20 protein-coding genes and 4 tRNA genes are annotated in these 21,217 nt (G+C 62.7%); 22 read left to right on the top strand and 2 right to left on the bottom strand.

What is annotated here, in order from left to right; genetic code table 11:
• Nucleotides 1-147 precede the first annotated feature (147 nt).
• The 22 genes from FGQ67_RS07190 (at nucleotide 148) to FGQ67_RS07295 (ending at nucleotide 18,515) form a co-directional block, all read left to right on the top strand.
• Nucleotides 148-220 (top strand) — tRNA-Ala (locus FGQ67_RS07190).
• Between the two features lie 198 nt (nucleotides 221-418).
• A tRNA-Ile gene (locus FGQ67_RS07195) sits at nucleotides 419-494 on the top strand.
• Nucleotides 495-1,117: 623 nt separating this feature from the next.
• Nucleotides 1,118-1,190 (top strand) — tRNA-Ala (locus FGQ67_RS07200).
• Between the two features lie 75 nt (nucleotides 1,191-1,265).
• Nucleotides 1,266-3,299 carry an ABC-F family ATP-binding cassette domain-containing protein gene (locus tag FGQ67_RS07205; protein ID WP_138340978.1) on the top strand — a complete coding sequence of 678 codons (2,034 nt, stop codon included), beginning with the start codon at nucleotides 1,266-1,268 and terminating at the stop codon, nucleotides 3,297-3,299.
• Entirely contained in the window at nucleotides 3,286-3,582 is a 297-nt protein-coding gene (locus FGQ67_RS07210; RefSeq protein WP_226802852.1) for a hypothetical protein, read from the top strand. Before FGQ67_RS07205 ends, FGQ67_RS07210 begins: the two co-directional genes overlap by 14 nt.
• Nucleotides 3,583-3,591: 9 nt before the next feature.
• Nucleotides 3,592-4,275, top strand: a complete 684-nt coding sequence (locus FGQ67_RS07215) for a site-2 protease family protein (RefSeq protein ID WP_138340980.1) — start codon at nucleotides 3,592-3,594, stop codon at nucleotides 4,273-4,275.
• Nucleotides 4,276-4,359: 84 nt separating this feature from the next.
• Nucleotides 4,360-5,172, top strand: a complete 813-nt coding sequence (locus FGQ67_RS07220; protein ID WP_138340982.1) for a segregation and condensation protein A — start codon at nucleotides 4,360-4,362, stop codon at nucleotides 5,170-5,172.
• Between the two features lie 11 nt (nucleotides 5,173-5,183).
• Entirely contained in the window at nucleotides 5,184-5,912 is a 729-nt protein-coding gene (gene scpB, locus FGQ67_RS07225) for an SMC-Scp complex subunit ScpB (protein WP_138340984.1), read from the top strand.
• Nucleotides 5,899-6,876 carry a pseudouridine synthase gene (locus tag FGQ67_RS07230; RefSeq protein WP_171025247.1) on the top strand — a complete coding sequence of 326 codons (978 nt, stop codon included), beginning with the start codon at nucleotides 5,899-5,901 and terminating at the stop codon, nucleotides 6,874-6,876. The genes scpB and FGQ67_RS07230 overlap by 14 nt, the downstream gene beginning before the upstream one ends.
• Before the next feature lie 66 nt (nucleotides 6,877-6,942).
• Nucleotides 6,943-7,629: a (d)CMP kinase gene (gene cmk / locus FGQ67_RS07235; protein WP_138340986.1), complete on the top strand. Its 687-nt coding sequence runs from the start codon at nucleotides 6,943-6,945 to the stop codon at nucleotides 7,627-7,629.
• A 3-nt stretch (nucleotides 7,630-7,632) separates the two neighbouring features.
• Nucleotides 7,633-8,361 carry a lysophospholipid acyltransferase family protein gene (locus FGQ67_RS07240; RefSeq protein ID WP_138340988.1) on the top strand — a complete coding sequence of 243 codons (729 nt, stop codon included), beginning with the start codon at nucleotides 7,633-7,635 and terminating at the stop codon, nucleotides 8,359-8,361.
• A gap of 2 nt (nucleotides 8,362-8,363) precedes the next feature.
• Nucleotides 8,364-9,263: a 4-hydroxy-3-methylbut-2-enyl diphosphate reductase gene (locus FGQ67_RS07245; protein ID WP_138340990.1), complete on the top strand. Its 900-nt coding sequence runs from the start codon at nucleotides 8,364-8,366 to the stop codon at nucleotides 9,261-9,263.
• A 2-nt stretch (nucleotides 9,264-9,265) separates the two neighbouring features.
• Nucleotides 9,266-10,708, top strand: coding sequence for a DUF512 domain-containing protein (locus FGQ67_RS07250; RefSeq protein ID WP_138340992.1), 1,443 nt, complete (start codon nucleotides 9,266-9,268; stop codon nucleotides 10,706-10,708).
• Nucleotides 10,709-10,718: 10 nt separating this feature from the next.
• On the top strand, nucleotides 10,719-12,053 hold the full coding sequence (der, locus tag FGQ67_RS07255) for a ribosome biogenesis GTPase Der (RefSeq protein WP_138340994.1): 1,335 nt from the start codon (nucleotides 10,719-10,721) through the stop codon (nucleotides 12,051-12,053).
• Nucleotides 12,046-12,729: a glycerol-3-phosphate 1-O-acyltransferase PlsY gene (plsY, locus tag FGQ67_RS07260; RefSeq protein WP_138340996.1), complete on the top strand. Its 684-nt coding sequence runs from the start codon at nucleotides 12,046-12,048 to the stop codon at nucleotides 12,727-12,729. The genes der and plsY overlap by 8 nt, the downstream gene beginning before the upstream one ends.
• A 9-nt stretch (nucleotides 12,730-12,738) precedes the next feature.
• Nucleotides 12,739-13,746, top strand: a complete 1,008-nt coding sequence (locus FGQ67_RS07265) for an NAD(P)H-dependent glycerol-3-phosphate dehydrogenase (protein ID WP_138340998.1) — start codon at nucleotides 12,739-12,741, stop codon at nucleotides 13,744-13,746.
• Between the two features lie 18 nt (nucleotides 13,747-13,764).
• Nucleotides 13,765-14,436, top strand: a complete 672-nt coding sequence (rpe, locus tag FGQ67_RS07270) for a ribulose-phosphate 3-epimerase (RefSeq protein ID WP_138341000.1) — start codon at nucleotides 13,765-13,767, stop codon at nucleotides 14,434-14,436.
• 6 nt (nucleotides 14,437-14,442) lie between these two features.
• Nucleotides 14,443-15,621 (top strand): cysteine desulfurase family protein, encoded by a 1,179-nt coding sequence (locus FGQ67_RS07275; protein WP_138341002.1) that lies wholly within the window; start codon nucleotides 14,443-14,445, stop codon nucleotides 15,619-15,621.
• A complete protein-coding gene (locus FGQ67_RS07280; RefSeq protein ID WP_138341004.1) occupies nucleotides 15,618-16,427 on the top strand; it encodes a Nif3-like dinuclear metal center hexameric protein in 810 nt (269 codons plus the stop codon). The genes FGQ67_RS07275 and FGQ67_RS07280 overlap by 4 nt, the downstream gene beginning before the upstream one ends.
• A complete protein-coding gene (locus FGQ67_RS07285) occupies nucleotides 16,424-17,143 on the top strand; it encodes a zinc ribbon domain-containing protein (RefSeq protein ID WP_138341006.1) in 720 nt (239 codons plus the stop codon). The genes FGQ67_RS07280 and FGQ67_RS07285 overlap by 4 nt, the downstream gene beginning before the upstream one ends.
• A 3-nt stretch (nucleotides 17,144-17,146) precedes the next feature.
• Nucleotides 17,147-18,358, top strand: a complete 1,212-nt coding sequence (gene coaBC, locus FGQ67_RS07290) for a bifunctional phosphopantothenoylcysteine decarboxylase/phosphopantothenate--cysteine ligase CoaBC (RefSeq protein WP_249934422.1) — start codon at nucleotides 17,147-17,149, stop codon at nucleotides 18,356-18,358.
• Between the two features lie 80 nt (nucleotides 18,359-18,438).
• Nucleotides 18,439-18,515: transfer RNA gene (locus tag FGQ67_RS07295), tRNA-Pro, on the top strand.
• A 528-nt stretch (nucleotides 18,516-19,043) separates the two neighbouring features.
• On the opposite strand, the gene FGQ67_RS07300 is transcribed toward FGQ67_RS07295, so the two are convergent.
• Complete coding sequence (locus FGQ67_RS07300; RefSeq protein WP_138341008.1) at nucleotides 19,044-20,015, bottom strand: DUF6273 domain-containing protein; 972 nt, start codon at nucleotides 20,013-20,015, stop codon at nucleotides 19,044-19,046.
• A 496-nt stretch (nucleotides 20,016-20,511) separates the two neighbouring features.
• Nucleotides 20,512-21,217 (bottom strand): DUF6273 domain-containing protein (locus FGQ67_RS07305; RefSeq protein WP_212746021.1); only part of this gene is annotated, 706 nt, incomplete at its 5' end.

Genomic DNA, 21,217 nt, shown 5'->3' on the forward strand with positions numbered 1-21,217 from the left:
GGCGGATAAGGGCATCGCGGGGCCTCGCGGCCCGTTCCCGCGCCTGCGTCCGCGGCCAGGCTGCGTTCCCTCGCCGCCGCCCGCAAAATATTTTCCAAAATTGTCCTTGCATCGGCGGGGGAGTTCCCGTATAGTACTTCTTCGCACGGGGGCGTAGCTCAGCTGGGAGAGCGCTTGACTGGCAGTCAAGAGGTCAGGGGTTCGATCCCCCTCGTCTCCACCCGAGCATTGAATGAGGCTCCAACGCAAGTTGGGGCCTTTTTTCATATAGGCACACAAGGTCAAAGGCGGCACCATGATCCTCCTGGTCGACAAGATCTTGCGTTGAACGGGTGCCGCGTGCATGATAGTATTTCACGTCGTGGTTCAAGATGGTTGGCCTGCTCTGACGGGCTCTATCACATCCGCCACTCTACAAGGGCTCTTGGCGCAACGGTTAGCGCAGGGGACTCATAATCCCTGGGTTCTGGGTTCGAATCCCGGAGGGCCCACCAGAGAATCAAGAGGCCGGGCAAATAGCCCGGCCTCTTTTTGTCAAAGTTCCCACTTCACATGCCTGCCAAATTGCTTTGATAAACGTTTCCGGTTCAAATCCACGCAATAGTTAATGCTGGTTGACAAGAACCATTTGAAAACTATGCCGGATTACGGGGCCGGACCCGGACCGGATGTCCATACCCTTCATTTCACGGAATTCGCAAGTCGTCTACCTGCGGGTTTGATTTTACCGATTGCGGCATGCTCGGGGGTTCCCGGCCTGGCCCCGTAAACCGGCATGGTTTTGAGATCGCCGGGTGGGCGGGGGCGCTATTGGTCCCGATAATGGGCCTGGCGCCGGCAGGATGGCCGTTGGCGGATGGTGGCCCGCGTCGCGGAAGCGAAAAACGGCGGTCGGCGGGACTCGAGATGTCCCAAGGGCGCCGGAGAGGAGGGCGGCGGCAACGCCGCCGCCCCCGGGGCGCGCCCCGCGGGCGGGAAGGGGCATCGCGGGGCTTCGAGGCCCGTTCCCGCGCCCGCGTCCGCGGCCGGGTTGCGCCCCCTCGCCCCCGCCGCCGAAAGATTTTCCGAAATTGTCCTTGCATCGGCGGGGGAGTTCCCGTATAGTACTTCTTCGCACGGGGGCGTAGCTCAGCTGGGAGAGCGTTTGACTGGCAGTCAAGAGGTCAGGGGTTCGATCCCCCTCGTCTCCACCCGAGCATTGAATGAGGCTCCAACGCAAGTTGGGGCCTTTTTTCATATAGGCACACAAGGTCAAAGGCGGCACCATGATCCTCCTGGTCGACAAGATCGAAAAAAGCTTCGGCGCGCGCGTCCTCTTTAGCGGCGCGTCCTTCCAGATCAACCCCGGCGAGCGCTTTGCGCTCGTGGGACCCAACGGCGCCGGCAAAACCACCATGCTCAAAATCATCATGGGCATCGACAGCCCTGACGCCGGCCAGGTTCAGTACGCCAAGGACTGCCAGGTGGGCTACCTAGAGCAGGAAACCAACCTGGAACAAAAGGGCACCACCATCCTCGCCGAGGTCATGGCTGCCGCCAAGGAAATCCGCCGCATGGGCGAGCGCGCCAACGAGCTGCAGGCCCAGATCACCGAGCTCTCCGAGCAGGGCAAGGACGTCGACGCACTTCTTAACGAGTACGGCCAGGTCCAGGACCGTTTTGAGCACCTGGGCGGCTACGAGCTCGAGAGCAATGCTCGCAAAATCCTGTCCGGCCTGGGCTTTAAGGTCACCGACTTTGAGCGCCCGTGCTCCGAGTTCTCGGGCGGCTGGCAGATGCGCATCGCGCTCGCAAAGCTCTTCCTGCGCCATCCCGACCTGCTCCTTCTGGACGAGCCCACCAACCACCTGGACCTCGAAAGTGTCCAATGGCTGCGCGGCTTTATCGCCAACTATGACGGCGCCGTCCTCATCGTCAGCCACGACCGCGCCTTTATGGACGCCTGCGTTGACCACGTCGCCGCCCTCGAGAACCGCCGCGTGACCACCTACACCGGCAACTACAGCAGCTACCTCAAGCAACGCGAGGACAACCTGGAGCAGATGCGCGCCAAGCGTGCTGCCCAGGAGCGCGATATCGCCCACATGCAGGTCTTCGTCGACAAGTTCCGCTACAAGCCCACCAAGGCCGCCCAGGCGCAGGAACGCATCCGCAAGATCGAGCAGATCAAAAAAGAGCTCGTCATCCTGCCCGAGGGCCACAAGCACATCGACTTTAAGTTCCCTGACCCGCCGCGCTCCGGCGACATGGTCGTCGGCCTGGAGGGCGTGTCCAAGTCCTACGGCAACAAGCACATCTACAGCGACATCGACCTCAAGCTCTACCGCGGCGAGCACGTGGCACTCGTCGGCCCTAACGGCGCCGGCAAGTCCACGCTCATGAAGATCCTCGCCGGTCTGGAGCCGCCCACCACCGGCACCCGCGACCTGGGAACCAACGTCGGCGTCGCCTACTATGCCCAGCATGCGCTCGAGGGCATGACCGAGTCCAACACCGTCCTGCAAGAGATCGACACCGTCACGCCCAAGTGGACCGTACCGCAGCAGCGCAGCCTGCTGGGCGCCTTCCTGTTTAGCGACAACGATTCCATCGAAAAGCAGGTGCGCATCCTCTCCGGCGGCGAAAAGGCGCGTCTGGCGCTCGCCAAGATGCTTGTGGCCCCCGAGGCGCTCCTGTGCCTGGACGAGCCCACCAACCACCTTGACATCGACTCGGTGGACATGCTCGAGAACGCCCTGCAAAACTTCCCCGGTACCATCGTGCTGATCAGCCACGATGAGCACCTGGTACGCGCCGTGGCCAATCGCATCATCGACATCCGCGATGGCAAGGTCACAGTCTATGACGGCGACTACGACTACTACCTCTACAAGCGCGAGGACCTCGCAGCCCGCGCCGCCGCCGAGGCGGCAGGGGATAGCGCACCTGCCGCGGCCAAGTCCACCAAAGCCAGCGCCGCCCAGGCCGACACCCCCGCCGCGGCGCCTAAGCCTGCCGAGGGCAAAAAGACCAAGGAGCAAAAGCGCGCCGAAGCCCAGGCCCGCGCTGCGCTCAACAAAAAGCTCAAGGGCGTGCGCAACCAGCTTAAGAAGATCGAGACGGAGCTCGACAAAAAGCGCGCCCGCTATGACGAGCTTATGGAATTGATGGCAAGCGAAGAGCTTTATGCCGATCAGGATAAGTTCAACGCCGCGCTGGGGGAATATAACGGCCTTAAGCAAGAGCTACCTAAGCTCGAGGACGAATGGTTGGAGCTTTCCACCCAGATCGAAGAGGAGACCGCGCGTGAATTCTCGTAAGGCCGCTGCCGTGGCGATGAGCGTCATCGCCATCGCCTGTCGCATCTGCGGCATCTTTATGAGCGCGATGACCGTGCTGCTGTGCTTTAGCGGCCTCACCGCCAAACTGCAGATTGTCGGCTTTGTCGTTGAGCTTTCTCGCGCGCTGCCGAGCGCCATCGCCGGCTACGGCGTCATCACCTCACCCTTTGGCGGCGTTTTCCGCTTGGATTACGCCATCGTGGCCGTCATCCTGTTTGTAGCTGACTACCTGCTCACGCGCGCCTCGCGCCGCGTCCGCTAGGGAAGCGCCATGTCCAGCAGCTACATCATGAACCTGCTCGCCAGCGCCGTCGCCGTCATCGTGGGCATCGTCATCCACGAAAGTGCGCACGCCGCCGCGGCCTGGGCACTCGGCGATAAGACAGCCCGTTCGCGCGGCCGCGTGTCACTCAACCCGCTCAACCATATCGACCCGTTCGGCACCATCATCCTGCCACTGCTCATGCTCGCAGCCGGTGGCCCGGTGTTCGCCTTTGCCAAGCCCGTGCCCGTCTACCTCAACAACCTCAAGCACCCCAAGCGCGACGAGGTCCTGGTGAGCGTGGCCGGCCCCGCGTCGAACATCGCACTCGCATGCCTCGCGGCCGCCCTCATGCACGCAACGTACGGCAATCTCTACGCCAGCATGTCCTTTGCCGTGGCGTCGCAGATCATGAACTTCGGCGCCACGTTTATCGTGGTCAACCTGTCGCTCGCGTTCTTTAACCTCATTCCGATTCCGCCGCTTGATGGCTCGTCGATCATCGTGCCCTTCCTCAAGGGCACGGCGCTCAACAACTATTACCGTCTGCAGCAATACGCTATGCCCATACTCATCCTGGTTCTATACCTGCTGCCTATGTGGACCGGCATCGATGTAATCGGCCGCTATTTCGACGTTACCGTGTATCCGCTTGCTGAGCAGCTGCTCAACTTCGCAATCGCCGGCATCTAAGGTAAACTTACAGGTCGACCGTGTAAAACGGTCGCAACATGCACCCAAACCGCGCCGCGAAGGCGCCGTCAAAGGAGGTCGAAGATGTCGTATCGCGTGTCGACGCAGGTCTACAGCGGACCGTTCGACCTGCTGCTGCAGCTGGTAACCCGCCAAAAAGTAGATATCGGCGCCATCTCGATCAGTGAGGTGGCCGAGCAGTACCTTGCCGAGGCCGAGCGCATCGAGGCGCTGGACCTGGACGTGGCGAGCGACTTTTTGCTGGTCGCGGCAACCCTTTTGGACATCAAGGCCGCCTCTCTGGTGCCGCAGGAGGCCCCGCGCAAAGTCGATGACGACGATGACGAGTTCGACGAAGACCTTGAGGAGCTCAGCACGCTTGACGGCGATGCCCTGCGCGAGGTCTTGATCCAGCGCCTGATCGCCTACAAGCAGTTTAAGGGCGCGGCGGCAGCCCTTGGCGCGCGCATGCAGGCCGAGAGCCGCATGCATCCGCGCGTGGCCGGCCCCGACCCCGAGTTTTTGGGCCTTATGCCCGACTACCTGGCCGGCATCACGCTGCGCGGCCTGGCCGTCATCTGCGCCGACCTGGACGGTAAGCGCCAGACCTTCCTGCTGGAGGCCGAGCACGTGGCACCGCATCGCGTGCCGCTCGACCTGACGGTGGCCTCGGTCGACCGCTTTACCATAGCGCATCAAACCTGCACCTTCCGCGAGCTGTTGGACGGCGACGCCACCACCGAGCAGCTCGTCGTCACCTTCCTGGCCATGCTCGAACTCGCCAAGCGCGGCTCGCTCATGCTGAGCCAGGACGAGATCTTTGGAACCATCTGCATCAACCGAGTCGAGGGGGCCGAGGCATACGTGCCCGGCGAGGGCCCCGAGCTCACCGAATAGGAGCGGCAACCATGTCAACCCTTTCCACGCTGGAGGCCAACAGCCTCAAAGGAGCCCTCGAGGCGCTGCTGCTGGTGTCGAGCGACCCCGTGAGCGCACCCGCCCTGGCAGGTGCGCTGGATATCGCCCCCGGCGAGTGCGCGTCGCTTTTGGCCGAGCTCAAAGTTGAGTATGAGGAGGCCAACCGCGGCTTTCAGCTGCGCGAAGTCGCCGGTGGCTGGCGCCTGTTCACGCACCCCGCCTACCACGATGTGGTCGAGGCCTATGTGCTGAGCTGGGACACGCAAAAACTGTCGCAGGCGGCGCTCGAGACCCTGGCCGTTATCGCCTACCACCAGCCCGTCACGCGCGAGGTGGTCAAGGGCATCCGCGGTGTCAACTCCGACGGCGTTATTGCGTCGCTCGTGGACAAGGGCCTGGTGCGCGAGTTCGGCCGCGACCCCGAGCGCGGTCAGGCCATCATCTACGGCACGACCAACGCCTTCTTGGAAAAATTCGGTCTGCGCTCCACCCGCGACCTGCCCGATCTAGAGCAGTTTGCCCCCGACGAGCAGTCGCGCCAGTTTATACGCGAGCGCCTGAGCGGCCGCAGCATTCAGTCCACGCTCGAGGAGCAGGCCGAGGACCTGGACGAAGAACGTGAGCTGCTCGATACCGATATTGATGATGTCGAGGCAGTCGGCGGCGAGGAAACGCTGTCCACCGACGACACTGCGGAGGATACGCATGACGAAGACTAACGAGACAGGGGAGATGCGCACCGGCGCTGCGGCGCCCAACGCGGATGTGCACAAGTCCGACGCCCAGCCCGTCTATCCGCACACCATGCGCCTGCAGCGCTTTTTGGCGCGCGCAGGCGTGGCGAGCCGCCGCGGGTCGGAGGACCTGATGACCGCCGGTCGCGTGACCGTCAACGGCGAGGTCGCGACCGAGTTGGGCACCAAGGTCGATGTCGACCGCGATCATATCGAGGTCGACGGCATGCCCGTTAAGCTCGACCAGGGCGCCGTGTACCTGATGCTCTACAAGCCGACCGGCTATCTCACCACCATGAGCGACCCGCAGGAGCGTCCCTGTGTGGCGGACCTGGTTCCCCGCGACCGATTTCCGGGCCTGTTCCCGGTGGGCCGCCTGGACCGCGACACCACGGGCCTTTTGCTCTTTACCACCGACGGCGACCTGTCGCAGGACCTGCTGCACCCGAGCAAACACGTCTACAAGACCTACCAGGCACTCGTGGACGGCGAACTGTCCGACCGCGACCTCACGCCGCTGCGTCGTGGCATCGAGCTCGACGACGGCCTATGCCAGCCGGCAATCTGCCGCGTCATCACCGCTCGCGAAGCCGAGGCCGTGGCTCCGCAGGGCGTCAAGCCCGGCACCACCGCCGTGGAGGTCATCATCCGCGAGGGTCGTAAGAACCAGGTCAAGCGCATGCTGGGCAAGATCCACCACCCGGTGATCCGCCTGCATCGCAGCAACTTTGCCGGCCTGGAGCTCAAGGATGTGGCCAAGGGCTCGTGGCGCGAGCTCACCGACCGCGAGGTGCAAATCCTCAAGGCCGGCGGCATCCCGCCTAAGCAGGCCAGCTCCAAGCGCGACAGCGGCAAGCCCCAGGGCACGCCCGCGGCACGCACGCGTCACCACGGCAGCCACGGCTCCGCGCCCAAGCGCAACACCTACCGCGAGCGCTACACCGGCTAGGCAGACCGCCAAGCCGCAGCGCCCGCGTCCCATACCAGCACGTCAACCACCGAAAGGAAGCATTGCATGATCGTCGCCATCGACGGCCCCGCCGGTTCCGGCAAGTCCACCATCGCCAAGGAGATCGCCCGCCAGCTGGGCTTTAACAAGCTCGATACGGGCGCCATGTATCGCGCCGTCACCTTCGCCGCGCTCGACCGCGGCATCGACCTGGACGACGAGGCTGCCATCGACGCCCTCGCCGAGCAGATCGAAATCCGCTTTACCAACGGCACCGGCGAGGACACACGTCTGACCATTGATGGCCAGGACGCCTCGGCTGCCATCCGCACCCCGCAGGTCGACGCCAACGTGTCCAAGGTCTCGGCCTACCCGGGCGTGCGCGCGGCCATGCTCGTCCATCAGCGCCGCGCCGCCGAGGATCGCGACATCGTGGCCGAGGGTCGCGACATCGGAACCGTCGTGTTCCCCAACGCGCAGGTCAAGGTGTTCCTGACCGCCGACCCGCGCGAGCGCGCCCGTCGCCGCGTGCTGCAGCGCCACCAAAACGACGCCCAGCCGCTCACCAGCGAGCAGCTCGAGGCCGAAGTCGACGAGACCCTCGATGCCCTCAAGCAGCGCGACAAGCTCGACAGCAGCCGCGAGGTGGCGCCGCTCGTGCCCGCCGAGGACGCCGTGCACGTCGACTCCACCGCACACACCATAGACGAGGTCGTCCACATTATCGAGGACCTCATCAACCAAAGGAGGTAGCCCATGCGCCTGTTTAAGCAGACGCCCGAGGATTACTACAACGCCCCTTATGCCGAGTTCCCCGTGCTCATCCGCGGCACCGTCTTCGTGGTCATGGCAATCCTTTGGGCCTTCTCCAAGCTCATGTGGCGCTGGAAGGTAGAGGACGCCGATCTGCTGTTTGAGCGCCAGGAAGGCCGCGGCAGCGTGGTCATCTGCAACCACACCTCGATGGCCGAGCTTTTGGCTGTAGAGACGGCGCTGTTCTTTGGCGGCCGCCGCATTCGCCCCATTTTTAAGTCCGAGTTTGCCAAGAGCAAGATCGTACGCTGGGCCTTTAGCCGCGTTGGTGGCATCCCCGTGGAGCGTGGTACTGCCGATATGAAGTGCCTGCGTGCCGCCCAGCATGCGCTGCAGCGCGGCGAGGACGTCCTGATCTTCCCCGAGGGCACGCGCATCCGCTCGCGCGAGATCAAACCCGAGGTCCACGGCGGCTTTGCGCTCATCGCCCAGATGGGCAAGGCACCCGTGAACCCGCTCGCCATCTGTGGCTGGTCCGACATCACGCCTGCGGGCAAAAAGATCATGCGCCCCAAGAAGTGCTGGATCCGCGCCGGCAAGGCCATCTCGCTTTCCGACGCGCCAGCCGGGCTTAAGCGCACGGAGCGTCTGGCCTGGTTTGAGTCCGAGGCCATGAACCGCGTCTACGCCATGCGAGACGAGCTGTGCGCCGAGCATCCGGGCAGGTTCTAGCCATGGACGAGAACGTTATGGGCACCACCGCGACCGCGTCCGACCAGGGCGGCGCGCCCACCATCGAGATCGCAGCCCATGCCGGCACCTGCTACGGCGTGCAGCGCGCGCTCGACATGGCACTGGCCGCCGCGCCGCAGGCAGGGGAGAGCGCTCAGGTCCACACCCTGGGCCCGCTCATCCATAACCCCATCGTCGTGCGCGAGCTCGCCGAGGCCGGCATTGGCTTGGCCGAGACCCTGAACGACGCGGCATCGGGCACCGTAATCATCCGCGCCCACGGCGTGGTGCCGCAGGTGATCGAGGCGGCTCACGATCGCGGTCTTACCGTGGTCGACGCCACCTGCCCCTACGTGAAAAAGGTCCACATGGCGGCGGAACGCCTGGTACGAGAGGGCTATCACGTGGTGGTCGTGGGCGAGCCGGGCCACCCCGAAGTCGAGGGCATCCTGGGCCACGCCGGCGATGATGCGCAGGTCGTAAGCTGTGCCGCCGATGCGGACGCGCTGCCGCTCAAGGGCAAGGTGGGCCTCGTTGTACAGACTACCCAGACCGCACAGAACCTCGCCGACGTCGTAGCTGCCATCACCCCGCGTGTGCAGGAACTGCGCGTGATCAACACCATCTGCGCCGCCACGAGCGAGCGCCAGCAGGCCGCCGCCGCACTTGCCAACCGCTGCGACTGCATGGTCGTCGTGGGCGGCAAAAACTCCGGCAACACCCGCCGCCTGGCGCAGATCTGCGCAGACGCCTGCGAGCACACGCATCATATCGAGGAGGCAAGCGAGCTCGAGGCCGCATGGTTTGCCGGCGCGCGCCACATCGGTATCACCGCCGGCGCTTCCACACCGCAAGAACACATCGAACGCGCCGTCGCGCGCATCAAGGAGCTTTGCCGCTAATCATGGACCAGACCGTACCCGCATACGCCGCCGAGGTGGCCGATTACGGGCGCAGCCGCGACCCCGAGCCGGGTGAGGGCGCGCTCGTTAAGAACGTGCGTCCCGAATCGCCCGCATGGGATGTGGGTATCGAGCCGGGCATGCGCGTGCTCACGGTCAACGGTGAGCAGCTTACCGACATGATTGTGTGGCTCTGGGAGGCCGACGATGATACCGTCGACCTCGAGGTTTTCGACCCGCGCGACAACACCGTCACCCCCGTCGAGCTCGACCGCTTCCCGGGAGAGGACTGGGGCCTTGAGTTCGATGGCCCCATCTTCGATGGCATGCGCACCTGCGTGAACGCCTGCGTGTTCTGCTTTATGACGATGCTCCCCAAGGGCGGCCGCTCAACGCTCTATATTCGCGATGACGACTACCGCCTGAGCTTTTTGCAGGGCAACTTCGTCACGCTCACGAACCTCACCGACGAGGACGTGCAAAACGTCATCCAACGCAACATGAGCCCTATGAACGTGTCGGTCCATGCCGTGAGCCCCGACGTCCGCCGTCGTATGATGGGCCGCAACGCCCAGCGCGGCATGGACGTACTCGAGGCCATCATGGCCGCCGGCATCGAGATCCACGCGCAGATTGTGTTGTGCCCCGGCATGAACGACGGCGAGGAGCTGGAAAAGACCCTGCGCTTTTGCGAGGAGCACGAGCAAATTACAAGCCTGGGCATTGTGCCGCTCGGTTTTACCAAGCACCAAAACCGCTTTAGCTGGTCCTACAGCGACAAACCCGAGCTCGCGCGCGAGACCATTGCCATGATCAGGCCCTTCCAGGACCGTGCCTTCGAGCGCTTTGGCCGCCACACCTTCCAAATGAGCGACGAGTTCTACCTGGATGCCGGCATCGAGCCTCCCGAGGCCGACTTTTACGACGGCTACCCGCAGTACTACGACGGCATCGGCATGATCCGCTCCTATCTGGACGAGACCGACAACGTGCTCGCCGCCGACGCCGAGCGCCTGCGCCGCGTTCGCGAGGCAATCGCCGCCCGTGGCCAGCGTCTGCAGTGCCTCTCGGGCGCCAGCGCGCGTGATACGGTGGCGCGTTTTGTGGAATCGCCGCACGGCCTTGCCGGTACCGTCACGGACATCAAGAACCGCTACTTTGGCGGCAACGTGGACGTGACCGGCCTCATCGTCGCGTGTGACATTCTGGAGCAGCTGCCCCAAGATCTGTCGGGGGTTATGCTCTTTGTGCCTAAGCTCATGTTCAACGCTGACGGCATGACGCTTGACGAGTATCATCGTGACGATTTACTCGCAAGCCTTACCGGTCGCGGCGCCGAGGTTCATGTGGTGTCGACCATGCCGCATGAGCTGCTCGATACCCTGGAGCACATCCTTGGCATAACGCCCGCCAATTCAACTATTCCCGCTGACCCTACCCATTAAAGGAGAGCAGATGAAACCTATCGTCGCCGTCGTCGGACGCCCCAACGTGGGCAAGTCCACGCTCGTTAACCGCCTGGCCCAGACCTCGGACGCCATCGTCCATGAGTCCCGCGGCGTCACGCGCGACCGCTCGTATCACACGGCCGATTGGAACGGCCGCGAGTTCACCATCGTCGACACGGGTGGTATCGAGCCGCTCAAGAGCGACGACGTCTTTGCCACGTCCATCCGCGACCAGGCACTTGCCGCCGCCGAGGAAGCCGCCGTCATCCTGTTTGTGGTCGACGGCCGCACCGGCGTCACTGAGGAGGACGAATCAGTCGCTCGCATGCTCAAGCGCTGCGACAAGCCGGTCTTTTTGCTGGTGAACAAGCTCGACAACCCCGATCGCGAGAATGACAACATCTGGGAGTTCTATTCGCTCGGCATCGGTGAGCCCACGCCGCTCTCGGCCCTGCACGGCCATGGCACGGGCGACCTGCTCGACGACATCGTGGCCCTGTTGCCCGAGGAGGAGGACGAGATCGCCGACGAGTTCCCCGATGCGCTGAACGTGGCCATCATCGGCCGCCCCAACGCCGGTAAGTCCTCGCTGTTCAACCGCATCCTGGGCGCCGACCGCTCCATCGTGTCCAACATCGCCGGCACCACGCGCGATGCCATCGATACCGTCGTCGAGCGCGACGGCAAGCACTACCGCATGGTCGACACCGCGGGTATTCGCAAGAAAAGCACCGTGTACGAGAACATCGAGTACTACTCCATGGTCCGCGGCCTGCGCGCCATCGACCGTGCCGACGTGGCGCTGCTCGTCGTCGACGCCTCCGTGGGCGTCACCGAGCAGGACCAGAAGGTCATGGGTTTGGCCATCGAGCGCGGCTGCGCCATCGTGGTGCTGCTCAACAAGTGGGACCTGCTCGACGACGATCGCAAACGCGAGGCCTGCATGGAGACCATCGACCGCCGTCTGGGCGTTATGGCTCCCTGGGCCCAGTACCTACGCATCTCGGCCCTGACCGGCCGCAGCGTCGAGAAGATCTGGGCAATGGTAGACGCCGCCGAAAAGACGCGCTCGCAAAAGATCAGCACCTCGCGCCTCAACACGTTCCTCACCGACCTGCGTGAGTTCGGTCATACCGTGGTGGACGGCAAGCGCCGCCTGCGCATGCACTACGTGACCCAGACGGGCGTCAACCCGCCGACGTTCACGTTCTTCGTCAACCACAGCGACTTGGTCAACGACACCTACCAGCGCTATGTGGAGAACCGCATGCGCTCGACCTTCGACTTTGCCGGCACGCCCATTCGACTCTTCTTTAGGAAGAAGGAGCAAAAGGATGCATAATCCGATTCTGCTGACCGCCATCTGCGCCGTGGTCTCGTTCTTTATCGGAGCGATTCCGTTTGGCCTGATCTTGGGCCGCGTGTTCAACCACACGGACATTCGCAAGGCGGGCTCCGGCAACATCGGCACCACCAACGCGCTGCGCGTGGCCGGCCCCAAGGTGGCCGCGCTCACGCTGCTGCTCGACTGCCTTAAGGGCGCCATCTGCGTTGTCATCGCCCGTCCGCTCATCGCGAGCGTGGGCTATGGATTTCCGCCGAACATCATGGCGCCCGGAGCCCCCGGCGACTGGATGCTCGGCGTCATCTGCCTGGCAGCGGTGTGGGGCCACATCTTCTCGCCCTACCTCAATTTCCATGGCGGCAAGGGAATCGCAGTTGGCCTGGGCGTCATCCTCGCCTGGTATTGGCCAATTGGCCTGTCGCTGCTGGGCATGTTTATCGTGGCCGTCGCCATCACCAAGTTTGTGTCGGTGGGCTCGCTTGCCGCGGCCATCGGTCTTCCCATCGCTGCTTGCGCGGTCTTTCCGTACAGCAGCCTGGGCCTCAAGTTCTGCATGGCGATAATCGGCATCACCGTGGTGTGGGCCCATCGCGCGAACATCAAAAAGCTCATGACCGGTAAGGAGTCCAAGCTCTCGTTTACCAAGCGCGTCACCGAGCCCGACGATAAGTAGGAGAGAGTCATGAATGTTGCGCTGATTGGCTCTGGCTCGTGGGGAACCGCCGTCGCCGGCCTTGCCGCCGCGCGAGCCGTGCGCGTAACCATGTGGGCCCATAGCGAGCAGACGGCCGCCGGCATTAACGGTGAGCACCGCAACCCCCGCTACCTTGTGGGCTACGAGCTGCCGGACAACGTGGTAGCAACGACCGAGCTCGCCCAGGCGCTCGACGGTGCCGATGCGATCATCTTTGCCGTGCCCTCCACGCACTTGCGCGACGTGTGCCATCGGGCAGCGCCCTTTATCGCCGCCGATACCCCGGTGCTCTGCCTCACCAAGGGCATTGAGCCCGAGTCCGGCCTGCTCATGAGCGAGGTCATCGCCAGCGAGATCGGCAACGAGGCGCGCGTGGCGGCGCTCTCGGGTCCCAACCATGCCGAGGAGATCTGCCGCGGCGGTCTTTCTGCCGCCGTCATCGCCAGCAAAGATCCGCAGATAGGGGAGACCTTTAAGGACCTGCTCCTATCCACGGCCTTCCGTATTTATCTGTCGCAAGACATGACCGGTGTCGAGGTCTGCGGCGCCATGAAAAATGTCATCGCCATCGTATGCGGCATCTCCGCCGGTACCGGTGCGGGCGACAACACGCTTGCCCTCATCATGACGCGCGGCCTGGCAGAGATCAGCCGTCTGGTGCACGCCCGCGGCGGTCAAGCTATGACCTGCATGGGACTTGCCGGCATGGGCGACCTCATTGCCACCTGCACCTCGGAGCACTCGCGCAACCGCACCTTTGGCTACGAGTTTGCCCACGGCGTGTCGCTCGACGAGTATCAGACGCGCACGCATATGGTGGTCGAGGGCGCCGTCGCGGCCCGCAGCGTCAGCGAGCTTGCCCGTTCGCTGGGCGTAGACATTCCGCTCACCTTTGCCGTGGAGCAAACGCTCTACAACGGTGTTACTTTGGATAGGGCGCTCGAGATTCTTACCGATCGCGTCCCTTCTCAAGAGTTCTACGGACTCACCGACTAGCGCAGAAAGGCTACTACCATGGGTTCCATCAAAATCGCTCCGTCCGTCCTTTCGGCCGACATGGCCAACCTCAAGGGCGAGCTCGACAAGATCGCCGGTGCCGACTACGTACACTTTGACGTTATGGACGGTCACTTTACCGGCAACCTCACCTTTGGCGTTGACATCCTTAAGGCCGTCAAGCGCTCCACCGATGTACCGGTCGACGCGCACCTCATGGTGTCGAACCCCGACGAGACGGTCGATTGGTATGCCGACGCCGGTGCCGACATGATCACCGTGCACTACGAGGCTTCCACGCACCTGCACCGCACGCTCACGCATCTGCAGCAGCGCGGCGTCAAGGCCGGCGTGGTGCTCAACCCCGCCACCCCCGTGTGCGTGCTCGAGAGCATCATCGACGTTGTCGACATGGTGCTGCTGATGAGCGTGAACCCTGGCTTTGGCGGCCAGAGCTTTATCCCTGGTACAATCGCCAAACTGCACGAGCTTACGGCCATGTGCGAGCGACATGGCGTGTCGCCCATGATCGAGGTCGACGGCGGCATCTCTTCCAAAAACATCGCCGAGGTCGTCAAGGCCGGCGCAAATGTCCTGGTGGCCGGTTCCGCCGTATTTAAGTCCGAAGATCCCGCCGCCGAGGTTGCGCTGCTGCAGAAGCTGGGCAACGAGGCTGCACAGGAGGCATAAACCCTTATGACCGCAGGTCAAAACCGCATACCCGTGAATCTTGACTATGCCGCCTCGACGCCCATGCGCGCCGAGGCGCTCCTTGCGCAGCGCGAGTACGACGACAGCGAGCTTGCCGGCGTCAACCCCAACTCGCTGCACTCGCTCGGCCGCAAGGCTGCCGCGCGTCTGGAGGTTGCACGTCGCGAGATCGCCCGCAGCTTTGGCGCGCGCGTTCGCCCGTCTGAGATTGTTCTGACCAACGGCGGCACCGAAGCCAACCAGCTGGCGCTACTCGGTCTTGCCGAGGGTGCACGTCAGCGCGACCGTAAGCGTAACCGCGTGATCGTATCTGCCATCGAGCACGATTCGATTCTGGACAACCTGCCGCTGCTGCGTGCCGCAGGCTTTAGAGTCGACCTGGTGCAGCCCTGCCGCATGGGCTACATTGAGCCTGCCACGCTTGTCGAGCTACTAGGCGACGACGTGGCGCTCGTGAGCATCATGGTTGCCAACAACGAGACCGGCGTGGTGCAGCCCATCCGCGAGCTTGCCGCGGCCGCGCATACCGTGGGCGCCCTGTTCCACACCGATGCCATCCAGGGGTATCTGCATATTCCGCTCGATGTTACCGAGCTGGGAGTTGACGCCATGACCGTTGCTGCGCACAAGATCGGTGGCCCCGTGGCATCCGGCGCGCTCTACCTTAAGAACCGCACGCCGCTGCGCCCGCGCATCTTTGGCGGCGGACAGGAAGCCGGACGTCGCGCCGGCACGCAGGATCTGCGCACGCAGCTCGCCTTTGCCGCTGCCGCCCGCACGCTGACGCTCCATGTGGCCGAGGAGCGCGAGAAGCTGCAAGCCCTTTCCGACAAGCTCTACGCCAAGCTTACGGCCCATCCGCGCATTCACGCCACCATGGGCGACTATGCGCATGCCGACCGTCTGCCCGGCATGGTATCGATCTACATTGACGGCATGGACTCCGAGGAGCTCATCATCAAGCTCGACGCCGCCGGCTTTGAGGTATCGGCCGGTTCTGCCTGCTCGAGCGGCAGCATGGACCCGAGCCATGTTCTCAGCGCCATGGGCATTGGTCGCGAGCAGGCATTGGGCGCTCTTCGCATCTCGTTCGATGACCGCGTGAATCCGGACGATCTGGACGAGTTTGCCCAGACGCTGCTCTCGATCGTAGGCGCCGCATGATCGTCGCCGAGCTTGAGCGCGCGCTGCTGGCACGCTATCCCAAGACTGATGCCGAGAGTTGGGACCATGTTGGGCTATCTGTGGGAGATCCGGCCGCGGAGATTACCGGCGTTGTCTGCGCGCTCGATGCGACCGAAGCCAATGTGCACCGCGCCCAGGAGGCCGGCGCCAACGTGCTGCTGACGCATCATCCCATCTATATCAAGGCGCCCGAGGCGTTTTGTCCGGCGGATGCCGCACGCCCCCAATGCAGCGCGGCGCTCTACGAGGCAGCGCGTTGCGGCGTGAGCATCATATCGCTCCACACCAACCTGGACCGCTCGCACGAAGCCCGTGTCTGCCTGAGCAAGCTGCTGGGTGCCGCACCCGTGAGCTCACTGGAGCACGTGGACGACCCCGAGGCCACCGGCCTGGGCGCGCTTGCAACGCTCAACGACCCGTGCACACTGCGCGATCTTGCTACCCGTGCTGCCACGGCCTTCGGCAGCGACCCGCGTGTGTGGGGCGAAGCCGAGCACGCATGCCGTACCGTCGCTATTTTGGGCGGCTCCGTGGGCGACTTTGGAGAGCTCGCCATCGACGCGGGCGCAGATGTCATCGTAACCGGCGAGGCGGGCTACCACGTGGCGCAAGACCTTGCCTTGCGCGGGCTGCCGGTGATTTTGCTCGGCCACGACCGCTCCGAAGAGCCGTTCGTTGATATATTGATGAACTCAGCAGTTGACGCCGGGGTCGACCCCCGTCATGCGATTAAAATACTGAACCCTTGCCAATGGTGGACTGTGACAAAAGGAGAGAACTTATGAGCGCCGGCGCTACGCTACTCAAGCTGCAACAGATCGATTTGGAGCTCGCCCGCAACAAGAGCGAACTTGCCAATATGCCGGAGCTCAAGGAGCTCGCTTCCAAGCGCAAGACTTATGTGAAGCTCAAGTCCGAGATGACCAAGCTCTACGCCCAGCGCAAGGACCTGGACATTGAGCTCGACGATCTCAACACCACCGAGATACAGACCAACAACGCCATCGAGGCCGCCAAGAAGCGCCACGTCGACGGCTCCGACTACCGCGAGGTTCAGGACCTAGAGAATGAACTCGCCACCCTGGCCAAGCGTCTGGACAAGATTGAGCACACCCGCAAGGACGTCGTTGTCGCCCACAAAGAGGCACTCGACCGCGAGACCCGTGCGCAGGCAATCATCGCCAAGTTCGAGGAGGGCGTGAAGGCCGATACCAAGGCCGCCCGCGCCAAGGCTGCCGACCTGCAAGCTCAGATCGAAGCCGCCACGAAGGAGCGCACCGCTCTTGCCGCCACGCTGCCGACCGAAGTACTCACCGACTACGAGCGTCTGCTCAAGCAGTTCCGCGGCCTGGCCGTCGAGACCATCCAGGGCAACATCCCCACGGTCTGCCACACCGCGCTGCAGGCATCGTCCATGAGCGACCTCAACCACGACGGTAGCGAGATTACGCACTGCCCGTACTGCCACCGCCTCCTGGTGCTCCTGAGCAAGGAAGCTTAAACGATGGCGGCACCCACCAATTCAATGCAACTTGAGGGAAAAACGATCCTGCTGGGCATTACCGGCGGGATCGCCGCCTATAAGTCGTGCAATATCGTGCGCCTGCTGCAAAAGCGCGGCGCGCACGTCAAGGTCGTTATGAGCGAGCATGCCACCGAGTTTGTGGGCCCGCTCACCTTTCGTGCACTCACCAACGAGCCGGTCGCCGTGGGCCTATTCGACGATCCCTCCGACCCCATCCACCACATTTCGCTGGCGCAGGAGCCCGATCTGGTGGTCGTGGCGCCCGCGACGGCCAATATCATCGCCAAGATGGCCAACGGCATCGCCGACGACCTCATCTCCACCACGCTGCTTGCGACGCCGCGACCCATCGTGATCGCGCCGGCCATGAACAACGGCATGTGGAAAGCGCCGGCGACGCAGGCCAACATGGCCACGCTGCGCGAGCGCGGTGTCCATGTGGTGGGTCCGGGCAGCGGCTACCTTGCCTGCGGCGACGTGGACACGGGACGCATGAGCGAGCCCGAGGACATCGTCGAGGCTGTCTGTGAGGTGCTCAACCCCGCGCCTCAGGACCTGGCGGGCAAGCGCATCGTCATCACCGCCGGCCCCACGCACGAACCGATCGACCCGGTGCGTTTCATCGGTAACCGGTCGTCGGGCAAGATGGGCGTCGCCCTGGCAGGGGAGGCCGCACGCCGCGGTGCCGAGGTCACGCTCGTGCTGGGACCGACATCGCTCGATGTTCCCCGCGGCGTGGCGTGCGTACGCGTGCAGACCGCCGCAGAGATGCTGCAGGCGGCGCTGAGCGCCTTCCAGACGGCCGATGCGGCAATTTGTGCGGCTGCCGTCGCCGACTACACCCCGGCGGCCCCTGCGGACCACAAACTCAAAAAAGCCAACGAACACCTGGATCGTATCGACCTTGTCGAGACGATCGATATTTTGGCCGAGCTCTCGCGCCAGAAGGACGAACGATGCGTGATCGGGTTTGCGGCCGAGACCGATAACGTTGTCGAGTACGCCGAGCGCAAATTGGCCCGCAAGGGTTGCGACGCCATTATCGCTAACGATGTCTCGCGCGCCGATTCGGGCTTTGGAACCGACACTAACAAGGCCTGGATTGTGAGCACAACGGGCACGCAAGAACTTCCCGTGCTAACAAAACCCCAGCTCGCAAATACAATTTTGGACTTGCTTCAAAATTTGTAAAAAAGTTCTTGCACAAGTCTAAAGTTTCGGGTTAATATACTCCCTGTTGCGAGCGAGAGCAGAGCAACAAACAAAAGCTTCGGGACGTGGCGCAGCTTGGTAGCGCACTTGACTGGGGGTCAAGGGGTCGCTGGTTCGAATCCAGTCGTCCCGACCAGAAGTTTGCAGGTCAGGCACCTAGTGCCTGACTTTTTTGTTTTAAGCAATTGCTTAATTTTGATTAAGCAACAGGGTGCCAATAATCTACCTACGCGATAATCGCCTTTTGCGGCTACTTGCGCGTTTTGCACACGCTTGAGCCGATTTATTAACGCGATTTGAATCTACATACGCGTAGCTGGTATACAGCCGAGTACAGGCTGTATTTATCGCGGCGATTTACACAGATATAGCGACTGTAACGAACAAGCGTGTCGCTGTATTTATTCCAGCAGTTCACTTGATCGGTGGACAAGTGGGCGATTGCAACGATATGCCAAACGGGATAGTCTCTATACGAGAACGCAGCAGAGGCAATGGGGGAGGAGTGCGGCAGGCGCCCTGAGAGCCGCTGTATGACCCCATTTCTCCTCAACTCGATAACCTGTGCTATGAACCTCAAACCCCTTCGTTCTGCTGCTAAAAGAAAGGCCCGCGCAGGATAGCGCGGGCCTTTATCCATATGTCAGCTTATAGGACAAACTGTCTAGAAACACCAAGCGGGAAACACGAAGTCGGTTGCCGTGTAGCCGTGGTTGCTCCAGTCACCGTTGCTATGGACATAGCGGAAGTACTGGGAGCCATCCAGACATACGGAGCGAGTCCAGTGGCTAGAGCCGGACGAAGCCCCGGAAAATTTTTCCTGCGTCACGCCCTTGAAGGCGTAATGCTCGTACTGGGAGCCGTCGGACTGGAGGTGCCCATTGGCCTGGAGGTTTCCGTAGACCTCGGTCGTCGAGAGCAGGAAGACCTTGTCGGTCGTGGCCGTCACGGTGCCGGGGTATGTGTCCAACTTGTTGTCGGTCATTTTCGTGACGGCTTTCGCCCTAGATTGGATCTCAGCCGGCAGGAGCGCCCAGAGGTCGCCGGAGTTGAGGCGGCCGCGCAGCTCGGACTGCTCCCATCCGCCGAAATTGTAATATGAGTCACTCATGCGCTGCTTGCCCATTGCGCCGTTGGTCGCCTCAAATGTGAGTCCCGCCTTGCCGGTGCCGTCCGCGAGGTCGTCGTGGTTGATGCCGACGATGCGGTACTCGAGCGTCTCGCCATTGGTCAACTTGACGGAGAATTTCGTCCCCGCATCCATCGCTGCCTTCGCCTTGGCGTATGCGGGAGAAGCCGTGCCATCCTTGGCGATGTCCTCGGCCACGGCCTTCTGCTCCTCGAGCGTCCAGTCCTTCGCGTCCTTGGCGACGGCCGCTTGGACGGTCGCGGAATCGGCCCCGGCGGAACCGCCGCCGGACGCTCCTCCGCTCTCGACGCCGCCGGTCGTCCCGCTGTTCACCGTGTTGCCGACCAGGTTGAACTGGTTGCGGATGTCACCGGCCACGCCGGGTCCCGCGAACACGATCACCAGGCCGATAACCGCGATGATCAGGACGTACTCGATGATTGACTGTCCTCGGAGAAGAGTACCTCTAGGAGATACCCCCCCCCCGAAGGTTAATTGCCGCTGCATGCATATGCGGCTCCCTTCGCTCAGGGTTAACAGATACATCGCCGAGCGTAGGGCTATTCCAAGTATTTGCACTGGTCTTGCCGCAGCGGCAACGGAGCTCGTGGGGGAGTGCAGTAGACGCTCTGAGAGCCGCTGTAGGGCCCCATTTCCCCTCAATTCGATTACCTGCGCCACGTGCCTCAAACCGTTCGCTCGGTTGCCAAAAGAAAAGCCCGCGCGGAATCGTGCGGGCTTTTCACTAACCATGCTAGAAGACAGGCTAGAAACGCCAAGCGGGGCAGACGCATAACGAATCCGATGCATACATGCTATACGAGGCGTGGCCGGAGCCACTCCAAACAGAGCTAAAGGTACTTTCACTGTTGATTTAGACCGTACGCTCCCACCAAGAAACGCCGATGTTCAGGCAATCGTTGGTCGTCCCGCTGCCAGACACCTTGTCTTTAAAGGCCTCGTACTGGAAGCCCTCAGAGAAAGTCCATGGATAGTGAGTGCCTCAGCCATAGGATTGCGGCACGATCTCATAGCAGCTGAGCAGAAATAACCTATCGCTTGTTGCGGTGACATTCCTACCGGTGTAGTCACCATTGATGTTGTTTGTGAGCTTCGTCACAGGCTTCACTTTGGACTTGAACTCGGAGGGCATTAGATTCCAAATCTCGCCGGAATTCATTTTCCGGCGCAAGTCGGACTTCTCCCAGCCGCCTTCGTTCATTTTCGTTGCGTTCATTTGAGACCGAATGCCTGTTGATGTCGTAAGAAATGTCAGTCCAGCCTTACCAGACCCGTCCGCCAAGTCATCATGGTTGATCCCGATGATTCGGTACTTGAGCGTCTGTCCGTCGGTGAGCTTCATCGAGAACTTCGTCCCTGCATCCATTGCGGCCTTAGCTTTCGCGTAGGCGGGCGACGCCTCGCCCTTCGCGGCGATGTCCTCGGCCACGGCCTTCTGCTCATCCAGCGTCCAGTCCTTCGCGTCCTTGGCGATAGCCGCCTGGACGGTCGCGGAACCGGCCCCGGCGGAACCGCCGCCGGACGCTCCTCCGCCCTCTACGCCGCCGGCCGTCCCGCTGTTCACCGTGTTGCCGACCAGGTTGAACCGGTTGCGGATGGCACCGGCCACGCCGGGTCCCGCGAACACGATCACCAGGCCGATAACCGCGATGATCAGGACGTACTCGATGATTGACTGTCCTCGGAGG

The organism is Collinsella aerofaciens (assembly GCF_005845035.1).
Classification (GTDB): domain Bacteria; phylum Actinomycetota; class Coriobacteriia; order Coriobacteriales; family Coriobacteriaceae; genus Collinsella; species Collinsella aerofaciens_I.